At 70.9% G+C, this 12,014-nt stretch carries 17 protein-coding genes; 16 read left to right on the top strand and 1 reads right to left on the bottom strand.

Going from position 1 to position 12,014, the window contains the following annotated elements:
- Window positions 1-7 precede the first annotated feature (7 nt).
- From rpsE to truA, 15 genes are all read left to right on the top strand, one after another.
- Window positions 8-622 carry a 30S ribosomal protein S5 gene (gene rpsE / locus IEY96_RS15000; RefSeq protein ID WP_091262790.1) on the top strand — a complete coding sequence of 205 codons (615 nt, stop codon included), beginning with the start codon at window positions 8-10 and terminating at the stop codon, window positions 620-622.
- Window positions 622-804, top strand: a complete 183-nt coding sequence (gene rpmD / locus IEY96_RS15005; RefSeq protein WP_013473693.1) for a 50S ribosomal protein L30 — start codon at window positions 622-624, stop codon at window positions 802-804. Before rpsE ends, rpmD begins: the two co-directional genes overlap by 1 nt.
- Window positions 804-1,247 carry a 50S ribosomal protein L15 gene (gene rplO / locus IEY96_RS15010; RefSeq protein ID WP_189195427.1) on the top strand — a complete coding sequence of 148 codons (444 nt, stop codon included), beginning with the start codon at window positions 804-806 and terminating at the stop codon, window positions 1,245-1,247. The genes rpmD and rplO overlap by 1 nt, the downstream gene beginning before the upstream one ends.
- Before the next feature lie 235 nt (window positions 1,248-1,482).
- Window positions 1,483-2,808 carry a preprotein translocase subunit SecY gene (gene secY / locus IEY96_RS15015; RefSeq protein ID WP_189195428.1) on the top strand — a complete coding sequence of 442 codons (1,326 nt, stop codon included), beginning with the start codon at window positions 1,483-1,485 and terminating at the stop codon, window positions 2,806-2,808.
- Complete coding sequence (locus IEY96_RS15020) at window positions 2,809-3,462, top strand: adenylate kinase (protein WP_151463666.1); 654 nt, start codon at window positions 2,809-2,811, stop codon at window positions 3,460-3,462.
- Window positions 3,463-3,552: 90 nt separating this feature from the next.
- On the top strand, window positions 3,553-4,404 hold the full coding sequence (gene map, locus IEY96_RS15025) for a type I methionyl aminopeptidase (RefSeq protein WP_189195429.1): 852 nt from the start codon (window positions 3,553-3,555) through the stop codon (window positions 4,402-4,404).
- Between the two features lie 88 nt (window positions 4,405-4,492).
- On the top strand, window positions 4,493-4,993 hold the full coding sequence (locus IEY96_RS15030; protein WP_229791609.1) for a DUF1707 SHOCT-like domain-containing protein: 501 nt from the start codon (window positions 4,493-4,495) through the stop codon (window positions 4,991-4,993).
- Between the two features lie 256 nt (window positions 4,994-5,249).
- Window positions 5,250-5,471, top strand: coding sequence for a translation initiation factor IF-1 (gene infA, locus IEY96_RS15035; protein WP_007073013.1), 222 nt, complete (start codon window positions 5,250-5,252; stop codon window positions 5,469-5,471).
- 92 nt (window positions 5,472-5,563) lie between these two features.
- Window positions 5,564-5,677 (top strand): 50S ribosomal protein L36, encoded by a 114-nt coding sequence (gene rpmJ, locus IEY96_RS15040; RefSeq protein ID WP_073834917.1) that lies wholly within the window; start codon window positions 5,564-5,566, stop codon window positions 5,675-5,677.
- A 264-nt stretch (window positions 5,678-5,941) separates the two neighbouring features.
- Complete coding sequence (gene rpsM / locus IEY96_RS15045; protein WP_091262776.1) at window positions 5,942-6,322, top strand: 30S ribosomal protein S13; 381 nt, start codon at window positions 5,942-5,944, stop codon at window positions 6,320-6,322.
- A gap of 18 nt (window positions 6,323-6,340) precedes the next feature.
- A complete protein-coding gene (gene rpsK / locus IEY96_RS15050; RefSeq protein WP_148430066.1) occupies window positions 6,341-6,748 on the top strand; it encodes a 30S ribosomal protein S11 in 408 nt (135 codons plus the stop codon).
- 13 nt (window positions 6,749-6,761) lie between these two features.
- Window positions 6,762-7,388 carry a 30S ribosomal protein S4 gene (gene rpsD / locus IEY96_RS15055; RefSeq protein WP_148430064.1) on the top strand — a complete coding sequence of 209 codons (627 nt, stop codon included), beginning with the start codon at window positions 6,762-6,764 and terminating at the stop codon, window positions 7,386-7,388.
- Between the two features lie 96 nt (window positions 7,389-7,484).
- The gene (locus IEY96_RS15060) at window positions 7,485-8,507 is read left to right on the top strand and encodes a DNA-directed RNA polymerase subunit alpha (RefSeq protein ID WP_007073009.1); all 1,023 of its coding nucleotides are present in this window, start codon (window positions 7,485-7,487) and stop codon (window positions 8,505-8,507) included.
- A 34-nt stretch (window positions 8,508-8,541) separates the two neighbouring features.
- Window positions 8,542-9,105: a 50S ribosomal protein L17 gene (rplQ, locus tag IEY96_RS15065; RefSeq protein WP_189195430.1), complete on the top strand. Its 564-nt coding sequence runs from the start codon at window positions 8,542-8,544 to the stop codon at window positions 9,103-9,105.
- Window positions 9,106-9,177: 72 nt separating this feature from the next.
- On the top strand, window positions 9,178-10,011 hold the full coding sequence (gene truA / locus IEY96_RS15070; protein ID WP_189195431.1) for a tRNA pseudouridine(38-40) synthase TruA: 834 nt from the start codon (window positions 9,178-9,180) through the stop codon (window positions 10,009-10,011).
- Between the two features lie 58 nt (window positions 10,012-10,069).
- On the opposite strand, the gene IEY96_RS15075 is transcribed toward truA, so the two are convergent.
- The gene (locus IEY96_RS15075; RefSeq protein ID WP_189195432.1) at window positions 10,070-11,251 is read right to left on the bottom strand and encodes a hypothetical protein; all 1,182 of its coding nucleotides are present in this window, start codon (window positions 11,249-11,251) and stop codon (window positions 10,070-10,072) included.
- A 126-nt stretch (window positions 11,252-11,377) separates the two neighbouring features.
- On the opposite strand from IEY96_RS15075, the gene IEY96_RS15080 reads away from it, so the two are divergent.
- Window positions 11,378-11,983 (top strand): class I SAM-dependent methyltransferase, encoded by a 606-nt coding sequence (locus tag IEY96_RS15080; protein WP_189195733.1) that lies wholly within the window; start codon window positions 11,378-11,380, stop codon window positions 11,981-11,983.
- Window positions 11,984-12,014 lie beyond the last annotated feature (31 nt).

The raw sequence follows: 12,014 nt of genomic DNA on the forward strand, positions 1-12,014 counted from the left end.
GCTGCTGATGCCAGGTCAACAGCGCCGTGGCGGCGGGTCCGGTGGCAACGAGGGTGGTCGCCGCGACAACCGCCGTGAGGGCGGCCGCGGAAACGCGCCCGTCGAGAAGACCCCGCACCTCGAGCGGGTCGTCGCGATCAACCGCGTCGCCAAGGTCGTGAAGGGTGGTCGTCGCTTCAGCTTCACCGCCCTGGTGATCGTGGGCGACGGCGACGGCACCGTCGGTGTGGGCTACGGAAAGGCCAAGGAGGTGCCCGCGGCGATCGCCAAGGGTGTCGAGGAGGCCAAGAAGCACTTCTTCAAGGTGCCGCGGATCGGTCAGTCGATCCCGCACCCGGTGCAGGGCGAGGACGCGGCCGGTGTGGTGCTGCTCAAGCCGGCCTCGGCCGGTACGGGTGTCATCGCCGGCGGTCCGGTCCGTGCCGTGCTGGAGTGCGCGGGCATCCACGACGTGCTCTCCAAGAGCCTCGGCTCGTCGAACCCGATCAACATCGTGCACGCCACGGTGGCGGCCCTGAAGGCGCTCGAGTCGCCCGAGCAGGTCGCGGCCCGTCGTGGCCTGCCGGTCGAGGACGTCGCGCCGGCCGCCATGCTGGCGTCGCGGGCGGGGGTGGCGTCCTGATGGCACGCCTGAAGGTCACCCAGGTCCGGTCCGAGATCGGGACCAAGAAGAACCAGCGTGACTCGCTGCGTTCGCTCGGTCTCAAGCGGATCAACGACGTGGTGGTCAAGGAGGACCGGCCGGAGATCCGGGGCATGATCTTCACGGTCAACCACCTCGTGAAGGTCGAGGAGGTCGAGTAATGACGATCAAGGTGCACCACCTGCGCCCGGCGCCCGGAGCCAAGACCGACAAGACCCGCGTGGGTCGCGGTGAGGGCTCGAAGGGCAAGACCGCCGGTCGCGGTACCAAGGGTTCCAAGGCCCGGAAGAACATCTCGGCGGCGTTCGAGGGTGGGCAGATGCCCATCCACATGCGCCTGCCGAAGATGAAGGGCTTCAAGAACAAGTTCAAGGTCGTCTTCCAGGTGGTCAACCTGGACCGGCTCGCCGAGCTCTTCCCGAACGGCGGCCAGGTCGGCCCGGCCGAGATGGTCGAGGCCGGCGCGGTCCGCAAGGGCCAGCCGGTCAAGGTGCTCGGCACCGGCGACCTCGGCGGCGTGGCTCTCCAGGTGTCGGCGCACGCGTTCAGCGCGTCGGCCAAGGAGAAGATCACCGCGGCCGGCGGCTCGGTCACCGAGCTGTAAGGCACGATCGTGGCGCCCGCTCAGTTGTCCGCAACTGGGCGGGCGCCGTGCTCTACCAGGCGAATGTGCGCCGAGTAACATCGGATTCGGTTTATGTAGCCGGGCACATCTGCCCGGACCGGGATCGGGCTGTTAGAGTCCCTTCCCAGCTATGGATATCGGGCGGTCCGCCCGGCACCCACCCCGCCCCGCCAGGGATCACCACCGGCGGCCCGCGTCGCGCAGGAGGAAGAAGTTGCTGTCCGCCTTTCTCAGTGCGTTCCGTACGCCTGACCTGCGCAAGAAGCTGCTGTTCACAGTAGGCATCATCGCGGTCTACCGGCTGGGCGCCACGCTGCCCAGCCCGGGTGTGTCGTACGGCAACGTGCAGAAGTGCCTCGACACCGTCCAGGGCGGCACCGGTGTGCTCGGCCTGCTGGATCTCTTCTCCGGTGGCGCGCTGCTCCAACTCTCGGTCTTCGCGCTGGGCATCATGCCCTACATCACCGCCTCGATCATCCTGCAGCTGCTGACCGTGGTCATCCCGCGTCTGGAGCAGCTCCGCAAGGAGGGTCAGGCCGGCCAGGCGAAGATCACCCAGTACACCCGCTACCTGACGCTGGGCCTGGGCATCCTCCAGTCCTCGGCGTTCGTGGCGTTGGCGCGCTCCGGTCAGCTCTTCAACAACCAGTGCGACCAGTTCCCGATCGTCCCGCGGGGCACCGGCATCCCGGACTGGCTGACGCTGACCATCCTGGTCATGACGATGACCGCCGGCACCGGCGTGGTGATGTGGCTCGGTGAGCTGATCACCGACCGGGGCGTCGGCAACGGAATGTCCGTGCTGATCTTCACCTCGATCGCGGCCCGCCTCCCCAGCGAGGGCTGGAAGATCAAGACCACCAAGGGCTGGGGGATGTTCCTCCTCGTCATCGCCCTGGTCCTGCTGGTCATCACCGCGGTCACCTTCATCGAGCAGGCTCAGCGCCGGATCCCGGTGCAGTACGCCAAGCGCATGATCGGCCGGCGGATGTACGGCGGCACCTCCACCTACATCCCGCTCAAGGTGAACCAGGCCGGCGTCATCCCGGTCATCTTCGCCTCGTCGCTGCTCTACCTGCCGACGCTCGCCCTCCAGTTCTTCGACCAGAACAACCCGGGTAAGACCCAGGCCTGGATCCAGAACCACATCGTCAAGGCGGCCGCGCCCGAGCACATCGCGCTCTACTTCCTGCTGATCATCTTCTTCACCTACTTCTACGTGTCGATCACGTTCAACCCGACCGAGGTCGCGGACAACATGAAGAAGTACGGCGGCTTCGTGCCGGGCATCCGCCCCGGCAAGCCGACCGCCGAGTACCTCGACTTCATCCTCAGCCGGATCACCCTGCCGGGCGCGCTCTACCTGGGCATCGTCGCGGTCCTGCCGAACTTCTTCTTCATCTGGCTGGACAGCCAGCAGTTCCAGAACTTCCCGTTCGGCGGCACCGCTGTGCTCATCATGGTCGGCGTCGGTCTGGAGACCGTGAAGCAGATCGAGAGCCAACTCATGCAGCGGAACTACGAAGGGTTCCTGCGGTAGATGCGACTCGTTCTGGTTGGCCCGCCGGGCGCGGGCAAGGGCACGCAGGCGGAGTTCATCGCCGCTCACCTCTCGGTGCCGAAGATCTCGACCGGGGACATCTTCCGGGCCAACGTCTCCCAGGGCACGCCGCTGGGGGTCGAGGCCAAGCGGTACATGGACGCCGGCAAGCTGGTCCCGGACGAGGTCACCATCAACATGGTGCGGGACCGGCTCGCCGAGCCGGACGCCGGCGAGGGCTTCCTCCTCGACGGCTTCCCGCGTACGACGCCGCAGGCCGCCGCGCTGGACAAGCTCCTCGCCGACCTCGGCACCGCGCTGGACCTGGTGCTGGAACTGGTCGTCGACGACGACGAGGTGATCCGGCGGCTGTCCGGCCGGCGTACCTGCCGGGGCTGCGGGAAGATCTGGCACGTCGAGTTCGACGCCACCACGCGTGAGGGTGTCTGCGACCGCTGCGGGGCCGAGCTGTTCCAGCGGGACGACGACAAGCCGGAGACCATCGCGGCGCGGCTGCGGGAGTATGCCGAGAAGACCGCGCCGCTGGTCGACTACTACGGCGCCCAGGGCAAGCTCGTCGGCATCGACGCGACCGGGCCGGTGGAGGACGTCACCGTCCGCGCCATCGACGCCCTCCGCTCGTACGGCGGCTGACGTCCCGCCGGACTCCGGCGGATAGAGTGCGAACAGCGGGGTACGTGCGACGTGCCCCGCTGTTCCGCGCAACGAAAGGTAAACGCCTCCATGCGTCGTCCCCAGCTGGACATCCAGCTGAAGACCCCCGAGCAGATCGAGCTGATGCGGGCCGCCGGTCTGGTGGTCGCCCGCGCGCTGCGCCGGATGCGGGAGGCGGTCGCCCCCGGCGTCACCACCGCCGACCTCGACGCGATCGCCGAGGCCACCATCCGTGAGGCCGGCGCGATCCCCTCGTTCAAGGGCTACCACGGCTTCCCGGCGTCGATCTGCTCCTCGGTCAACGAGCAGGTGGTGCACGCCATCCCGGCGTCGACGCAGGTGCTCCGCGAGGGCGACCTGATCTCGATCGACTGCGGGGCGGTGCTCAACGGCTGGCACGGCGACGCGGCCATCACGGTCGGCGTCGGCGAGGTCGACCCGGCCCTGCTGAAGATGGCGGCGGTCGCCGAGGACGCCATGTGGGCCGGCATCGCCGCCGCGGCCCGGGGTGCGGCCAGCGGCAAGGGCCGGCTCACCGACATCTCCCACGCGGTGGAGACCGCGGTCCGCCAGGGCGGCCGGTACGGCATCGTCGACGGCTACGGCGGGCACGGCATCGGCACCGAGATGCACCAGGACCCGCACGTGCTCAACCACGGGCGCCCGGGCAAGGGCCCGCGGCTGGTGCCGGGCCTGGCGCTGGCCATCGAGCCGATGATCACCATGGGTTCCCCGCGTACGGTCGAGCTGGCCGACGGCTGGACCGTGGTGACCCGGGACCGGTCGATGGCGGTGCACGTCGAGCACTCGATGGCGCTGCTGGACGACGGCGTCTGGGTGCTGACCGCCGAGGACGGCGGCCGGGCCCGGCTCGGCAACCTGGTCACCGCGCGCCAGCCGGCGGACTCTCCGGCCGTCTGAGGCGGAACGCCCCGCTCGCGAGGTTCCGTCCCGGTCGTCCCGACCGGGTGTTTCCGCGCGCTGGCGGGGCGGTGTCAGACTTGCCCTCATGGACGGGCGGAGCGGGATGCGGGCGGCCGACGCCGACCGGGAGGTCACGGCGGAGCGGCTCCGGGTGGCCCTGGAGGAGGGCCGGCTCAACCTGCACGAGTACGACGAGCGGCTGGCCCGCGCGTACGGCGCGAAGACCTACGCGGACCTGGACGAGGTGGTGGCCGACCTGCCCGGCCCGGCACCGGCGCAGCGCGCCGCGGTGGCGCCCGCGCCGCCGCCCCCGCCCCCGGTGGCCGGAAACGGCGGGCCGGTGGCCGGGACCGCGCGGGGCCGGTTGCTGGGGCTCTGGACACCGTGGCTGCGGGTCGCCGGGATCCTGGTGCCGATCTGGCTGCTGGTCTCGATCGGCTCCCGGGACATGGCCAACTTCTGGCCGGCCTGGGTCCTCGGTCCGTGGGGCGCGTTGCTGGTGATGCAGTCCGTGGGGCTGCTCGGCGGCGGCCACCCGCGGCACCCGGGCCCCAGGCCTCGCCGGGACCGGCGCCGGAGGCGCTGACCGGCATCCTGTGGCGGCTGTCACAGCGGGTGCCGGATTTCCCCCCGCCGGGTGACCGGCCGGGCGGCCGGTTTGGCGACGGCGCGCAGGCGGGCGTACACTTTCAGATCGGCGCACAGCGTCCACTCCGGCATGCCCACCCTGCGCTTCGGTGGGAGTCGGAGCCGCGGCTGGCTCGGGCTCGGCGATTTTCGCCGGAGCCCGTGTAAGACGTTGTGGGCCGTCCGGAGTAACCGACGTCAGGACAGCGGAGGACATGCCGAAAAAAGACGGAGCCATCGAGATCGAGGGTCGGGTCATCGAGCCCCTGCCGAACGCCATGTTCCGGGTGGAGCTCGCGAACGGTCACAAGGTGCTGGCTCACATCAGCGGCAAGATGCGGCAGCACTACATCCGCATCCTGCCGGAGGACCGGGTCGTCGTCGAACTCTCGCCGTACGACCTGACCCGCGGGCGCATCGTCTACCGCTACAAGTAAGCCTGACGACGGCCGGGACGTCCCCGTGTCCGTCTTCGACGTCCGGGTCGCGCACCGTCGCGTCTCCGGGCCAGATGGGAAGTAAGGCAACCGTGAAGGTCAAGCCGAGCGTCAAGAGGATCTGCAACAAGTGCCGGGTGATCCGCCGGCACGGCCGGGTCATGGTCATCTGCCAGGACCCGCGCCACAAGCAGCGCCAGGGCTGAACCGTTCCCGCCGACCGCGACGAGCGGCGGCGGAACCGGCCCGGGCCGCAGATCCCGACACACATCACCAGCTCGTCCCAGCCGCGATCCGGTACGCAGCGCGTACCCCCTCGTGGTTGACCCCCGGTCGGAGGCCGGGGCCCGCTCGGGCAGCGACCGATCCCGGTCGCCGGCGCTGATGGCGCCGGAAGGACAGGGACGGTCGGTAGCGGGGTGGGACGGGTCCACACCTCCGCCACAACATCACGAGGAGTACGCCCGCACATGGCACGTCTAGTCGGCGTGGATCTCCCCCGCGACAAGCGGATGGAGATCGCGCTCACCTACATCTTCGGGGTCGGTCGCACCCGCGCCCTGGAGACGCTGGCCGCCACCGGCATCTCGCCGGACAAGCGCGCTCGGGACCTCACGGACGAGGAGCTCGTGCAGCTCCGCGACCACATCGAGGCCAACTACCAGGTTGAAGGTGACCTTCGCCGCGAGGTCGCCGCTGACATCCGCCGCAAGGTCGAGATCGGCTGCTACGCGGGTATCCGGCACCGCCGGGGCCTGCCCGTTCGTGGCCAGCGGACCAAGACCAACGCGCGGACCCGCAAGGGCCCGAAGCGGACCGTCGCCGGCAAGAAGAAGCCCGGCAAGAAGTAACTAGGAGCGCACAGACTTATGCCACCGAAGGCTCGTGCCGGAGCCGCCGTCAAGAAGGTCCGGCGCAAGGAACGCAAGAACGTCGCCCACGGGCAGGCGCACATCAAGAGCACCTTCAACAACACCATCGTGTCCATCACGGACCCGACCGGTGCGGTCATCTCCTGGGCCTCCTCGGGCCAGGTGGGCTTCAAGGGCTCGCGCAAGTCGACCCCGTTCGCCGCGCAGCTGGCCGCCGAGGCCGCCGCGCGCCGGGCCATGGATCACGGCATGCGCAAGGTCGACGTGTTCGTCAAGGGCCCCGGCTCCGGCCGGGAGACCGCCATCCGTTCGCTGCAGGCCGCCGGGCTGGAGGTCGGGCAGATCTCCGACGTCACCCCGCAGCCGCACAACGGATGCCGTCCGCCGAAGCGTCGTCGGGTCTGAGAGGTAGAGAGAGATGGCTCGTTACACCGGTGCTGACTGCCGCCGTTGCCGGCGGGAGAAGATGAAGCTGTTCCTCAAGGGCAGCAAGTGCGATGGCCCGAAGTGCCCGTTCGAGTCCCGGCCGTTCCCGCCCGGGCAGCACGGCCGCGGCCGCACCAAGGAGACGGAGTACCTGCTCCAGCTCCGTGAGAAGCAGAAGGCCCGCCGCGTCTACGGCGTGCTGGAGAAGCAGTTCCGCGGCTACTACGAGGAGGCCGTGGGCAAGCAGGCGAAGACCGGTGAGGTCCTCCTGCAGATCCTCGAGTCGCGGCTGGACAACGTGGTCTACCGGGCTGGCTACGCCAAGTCCCGGGACATGGCCCGCCAGCTGGTCAAGCACGGTCACTTCACGGTGAACGGCAAGAAGGTCGACATCCCGTCGTACCGCGTCAAGGAGCACGACATCATCGAGGTCCGGGGCAAGAGCAAGGAGCTCACCCCGTTCATCGTCGCGCAGGCCGAGGCCGGCTCCAAGACCGTTCCGGCGTGGCTCGAGGCCATCCCCAGCCAGATGAAGATCCTCGTGCACTCGCTCCCGGCCCGCCAGGTGATCGACACCCAGGTCCAGGAGCAGCTGATCGTCGAGCTCTACTCCAAGTAAGGGCTCGTTGCGGTGGCCCGCCCTCCGGGGCGGGCCACCGGAACAGTTTGTGTCGTGGGCGTCATATAGCGGGCGCCCCGGAAGAGAAGAGAAAAGATGCTCATCAGCCAGCGACCGTCTCTCTCCGAAGAGTCGATCAACGAGACCCGGTCCCGGTTCACCATCGAGCCGCTGGAGCCGGGCTTCGGCTACACCCTGGGCAACTCGCTGCGGCGTACGCTGCTGTCGTCCATCCCGGGTGCGGCGGTCACCTCGATCAAGATCGACGGTGTCCTGCACGAGTTCACCACGATCCCCGGTGTCAAGGAGGACGTGGTCGAGCTCGTCATGAACATCAAGGAGCTCTGCGTCAGCTCGGAGCACGACGAGCCGGTCAGCATGTACCTGCGCAAGCAGGGCCCGGGCGACGTGACCGCCGGCGACATCCAGCCCCCGGCCGGTGTCTCGGTGCACAACCCGGACCTGAAGCTCGCCACCCTGAACGGCAAGGGCCGGCTCGACATGGAGCTGACCGTCGAGCGGGGCCGTGGCTACGTCACGGCGGCGCAGAACAAGCAGGCGGGTGCGGAGATCGGCCGGATCCCGGTCGACTCGATCTACTCGCCGGTGCTCAAGGTGACCTACCGCGTCGAGGCGACCCGTGTCGAGCAGCGGACCGACTTCGACCGGCTGATCATCGACGTCGAGACCAAGCCGTCGATGGGCCCGCGCACCGCGCTGGCCTCCGCCGGCTCGACGCTGGTCGAGCTGTTCGGGCTGGCCCGGGAGCTGGACGAGACCGCCGAGGGCATCGACATCGGGCCGTCCCCGCAGGACGCCCAGCTGGCGGCCGACCTCGCTCTGCCGATCGAGGAGCTGGACCTCACCGTCCGCTCCTACAACTGCCTCAAGCGCGAGGGCATCAACTCCGTTGGTGAGCTGATCGGGCGTACCGAGGCCGACCTCCTCGACATCCGCAACTTCGGCCAGAAGTCGATCGACGAGGTCAAGATGAAGCTCGCCGGGATGGGCCTGGGGCTGAAGGACTCGGCTCCGAACTTCGACCCGGCGCACGTCGTGGACGCCTTCGGCGAGGCCGACTACGACACCGACGACTACCGCGAGACCGAGCAGCTCTAGTCCGCGCTGCCGCCACACCTGAGGAGCACCAAGCATGCCCACGCCCACCAAGGGCCCCCGCCTCGGCGGCAGCCCCGCGCACGAGCGGCTGATGCTGGCCAATCTGGCCACCGCGCTGTTCCAGCACGGCAAGATCCAGACCACCGAGACGAAGGCCCGGCGGCTGCGTCCGCTGGCCGAGCAGCTCATCACCAAGGCCAAGCGCGGCGACCTCGCCTCGCGGCGTCGGGTGCTGGGCGTCGTCAAGGACAAGGACGTGGTCTACGCCTTGTTCGACCAGATCGCGCCCCGGTACGCCAACCGCAACGGTGGCTACACCCGGATCGTGAAGACCGGTCCGCGCAAGGGTGACGCCGCTCCGATGGCGATCATCGAGCTGGTGGAGGAGCTTCAGGTCGCCGAGCCGAAGGCGAACAAGAAGACCGCCGCCCGCAAGGCCGCCCAGCAGGACAAGGTCGAGGCCCTGGCTCCGGCCGAGGAGGCCCCGCGCACCAGCGAGGCCGCCGACCAGGACGCCGAGGCTCCGGTCTCGGCCTCCGGTGACACCGCCGCCGCCCGCGAGGACAGCGACGAGGCCGCCGAGAACGACAAGGCCTGAGCACTGGCCGCATCGTCGGGCCCGGTACCCCCCGCACGGGGTGCCGGGCCCGACGGCATGAGGAGGTACGAGGTGGACGAGCGGACCCGGCTGCGGCTGGACGTCTCGTACGACGGCACCGATTTCTCCGGCTGGGCCGCCCAGCCCACCCGCCGGACGGTCGCCGGGGTGCTCATGCAGACGCTGGACCTGGTCCTCGGCGCGGGCACCGCGACGGGGCTGACCGTGGCCGGTCGCACCGACGCCGGCGTGCACGCCACCGGGCAGGTCTGCCACCTCGACCTGCCGGCCGAGGTGTGGCGGCAGCACGACGGGAAGCTGCTGCGCCGGCTGGCCCGGCTGCTCCCGCCGGACGTGCGGGTCCGCGCGATGACCGAGGTGCCGGCCGACTTCGACGCCCGCTTCTCGGCCACCTTCCGCCGCTACGAGTACCGGGTGACCGACGCGCCGTGGGGCGCCGAGCCGTTGCGCCGCACCGACACCCTGGCCTGGCCCAAGCCGCTGGACCTCGCGGCGTTGAACGCCGCGGCGGGCGGGCTGGTGGGGGAGCACGACTTCGCCGCGTACTGCCGGCGGAAGGAGAACGCCACCACGCTGCGCGAGGTGACCCGGCTGGACTGGCGGCGCGACCCGGACGGGATCCTGGTCGCCACCGTGCAGGCCGACGCGTTCTGCCAGAACATGGTGCGCAGCCTGGTCGGCGCCATGCTGGTCGCCGGGGACGGCCGCCGGCCGGTCGAGTGGCCGGCCAGCCTGCTGAGCCGCCGGGAACGCTCCAGCGAGGTGACCGTGGCGCCCGCGCACGGGCTGGCCCTGGTCGAGGTCGGCTACCCGGCCGACCCCGCCGAGTACGCCCGCCGCGCCGACCTCACCCGCCGCCTCCGGGTGCCCGTCGCCGAGGGCTGAGCACAGTGGAACGGCCCGCCGCCCCGGGACGGGGACGACGGGCCGTGGTGCCCGGGCTTCAGTTGCCGCCGTCCTGGCCGGCGGTGCCGTCGGTCGGGCCGTCGGTGGGCTGGCTGGCCGTCCCGCCGTTGGCCCGCCGCTCCAGCACGCTCCGGTTCAGGTAGACCTCGATCATGTCGTACAGGATCTCGCGGACCTTGCTGTCGTCGGAGCTGATCCGTTCCCCGTCGGCCCGGGTGACCACGCAGTAGGCGAGGTAGTGGCCGCGGACCTGCCAGCCGACCCGGGCGGCGGCCTTGGCCACCGGCTCGGTGTCCTCGCTCACCGCCATGCCCCGGAACCGGCCCTGCCGTTCGTCCAGCATCGGCCGGATCCGGTCGCGCGCCCGCTGGGCGCTGGCCACGTCGGTCAGGTTGAACAGACCGGCCGTGAGCAGGTGGTCGCCGTCGGGGGAGCGGAGGGTGGCCCGGACCACCTGGTTGCAGCCGAGGCGGACCAGCAGGTCGGCGATCTCGCCGGTGGCCGCCACCGCGCAACTGCCGCTGGAATGCGTCTTGAGCACCCGGTACGCCGGCTGGCCGTCGGTCACCACCAGCTGCTGGCCGGGGAAGACCTCCCTGGCGGTGAGCGCCGCCTGGTCGGTGTCCCGGGAGTCCAGGTCGTGCCCGTCGGCCGCCGCGGACTGGTCCACCACGGGCGGGGTGCTCTGCTGGCCGGCCTGCGGCGTGGCGGTCCGGTCATCGAGCAGGGCGGCGACGGCCAGCCCCGTGAGGGCGAGCAGCATCAGTACGGCCGCGCCACCGATCAGCACCTGCCAGGCCCGGCCGCCGCCGCGCCGGTGGTCGGCACGGCGGGTCCGTGACAGGTCCAGCGGATCGGTGGTCCGCACGGCCGGGTCGGGCGGGGCCGACGTCGCCGGCTCGGGCGCGGCGGCCGGCGTCGGCTGCGGCACCGGTGGCGCGGGCTGCGGCGCCGCCGGCGTGGGCTGCGGCACGGGAGCGGGCTCCCGGGGCGGGGCGGGCCGGCTCGGCGCCGGCGCGGGAACCGGCGGGGCCGGCGCCCGCGCTGCCTCGACGGCCGGTCGGGTGGGCCGGACCGGCGGAGGCAGCGACGGGGTGGGGAAGCGGGACGGCGAGGGACCCGCCGGCGGAGCCGCCGCGGCACCGGGCACGGACGGGTCCGACCCGGGCCTCGGGTACTCCAGGAAGGCGTCCTCATCGGACTCGTACCGATACACCATGTTGGCTACAGTAGGGGCCAATGCCCCTTTCGGGGGTAATATCGGGAAATTCTGGCGGAGTGGCGTCGCGACCTGCGCCGCCCACCGTTGCCGGAGCCGTTCCCGGGCGGTGCGACAATGCCCGTCGTGACCGGCGACCACTACTTCACCGCGGAACCCACGACCGCCGCCCGGCCGCGCGAGGTCGAGTTCTCCGCCGGCGGGCGCGACTACACCCTCGCCTCGGCCAGCGGGGTGTTCTCCGCCAACCGACTCGACCCCGGCACCGCGGTGCTGCTGCGCAAGGCCGAACTGCCGGCGCACGACGCCACCGGCCCGCTGCTCGACATCGGCTGCGGCTTCGGGCCGATCACCTGCGTACTGGCCGCCAGCGCGCCGGCCGCCACGGTCTGGGCGGTCGACGTCAACGAGCGGGCACGCGAACTCACCGCCGCCAACGCCGCCCGGATCGGCGCCGCCGACCGGGTCCGGGTGGCCGCCCCGGGCGACGTACCCGCCGACGTCACCTTCGCCCAGATCTGGTCCAACCCGCCGATCCACATCGGCAAGGGGGAGCTGCACGAGCTGATGCTGCGCTGGCTGCCCCGGCTCGCCCCGGACGGGGTGGCCTGGCTGGTCGTCGCGCGCCACCTCGGCGGCGACTCGCTGCACCGCTGGCTGGTCGAGCAGGGCTGGCAGGTCGAGCGGCGCGCCAGCCAGAAGGGCTACCGGGTGCTCCGGGTCACCCGGTAATCGGGTGTCGCCCGTGCCCACCCCTCGGGCA

Source organism: Micromonospora fulviviridis, assembly GCF_014648395.1.
Taxonomy (GTDB): domain Bacteria; phylum Actinomycetota; class Actinomycetes; order Mycobacteriales; family Micromonosporaceae; genus Micromonospora; species Micromonospora fulviviridis.

What these genes read in the sequence shown, in the direction of transcription:
- rpsD (WP_148430064.1), top strand. Translation starts at nt 6,762, where the DNA reads ATGGCTCGTTACACCGGTGCTGACTGCCGCCGTTGCCGGCGGGAGAAG.
- map (WP_189195429.1), top strand. Translation starts at nt 3,553, where the DNA reads ATGCGTCGTCCCCAGCTGGACATCCAGCTGAAGACCCCCGAGCAGATC.
- rpsM (WP_091262776.1), top strand. Translation starts at nt 5,942, where the DNA reads ATGGCACGTCTAGTCGGCGTGGATCTCCCCCGCGACAAGCGGATGGAG.
- rpmD (WP_013473693.1), top strand. Translation starts at nt 622, where the DNA reads ATGGCACGCCTGAAGGTCACCCAGGTCCGGTCCGAGATCGGGACCAAG.
- IEY96_RS15030 (WP_229791609.1), top strand. Translation starts at nt 4,493, where the DNA reads ATGGACGGGCGGAGCGGGATGCGGGCGGCCGACGCCGACCGGGAGGTC.
- rpsE (WP_091262790.1), top strand. Translation starts at nt 8, where the DNA reads ATGCCAGGTCAACAGCGCCGTGGCGGCGGGTCCGGTGGCAACGAGGGT.
- IEY96_RS15020 (WP_151463666.1), top strand. Translation starts at nt 2,809, where the DNA reads ATGCGACTCGTTCTGGTTGGCCCGCCGGGCGCGGGCAAGGGCACGCAG.
- rplQ (WP_189195430.1), top strand. Translation starts at nt 8,542, where the DNA reads ATGCCCACGCCCACCAAGGGCCCCCGCCTCGGCGGCAGCCCCGCGCAC.
- infA (WP_007073013.1), top strand. Translation starts at nt 5,250, where the DNA reads ATGCCGAAAAAAGACGGAGCCATCGAGATCGAGGGTCGGGTCATCGAG.
- rplO (WP_189195427.1), top strand. Translation starts at nt 804, where the DNA reads ATGACGATCAAGGTGCACCACCTGCGCCCGGCGCCCGGAGCCAAGACC.
- rpsK (WP_148430066.1), top strand. Translation starts at nt 6,341, where the DNA reads ATGCCACCGAAGGCTCGTGCCGGAGCCGCCGTCAAGAAGGTCCGGCGC.
- IEY96_RS15060 (WP_007073009.1), top strand. Translation starts at nt 7,485, where the DNA reads ATGCTCATCAGCCAGCGACCGTCTCTCTCCGAAGAGTCGATCAACGAG.
- IEY96_RS15075 (WP_189195432.1), bottom strand. Translation starts at nt 11,251, where the DNA reads ATGGTGTATCGGTACGAGTCCGATGAGGACGCCTTCCTGGAGTACCCG.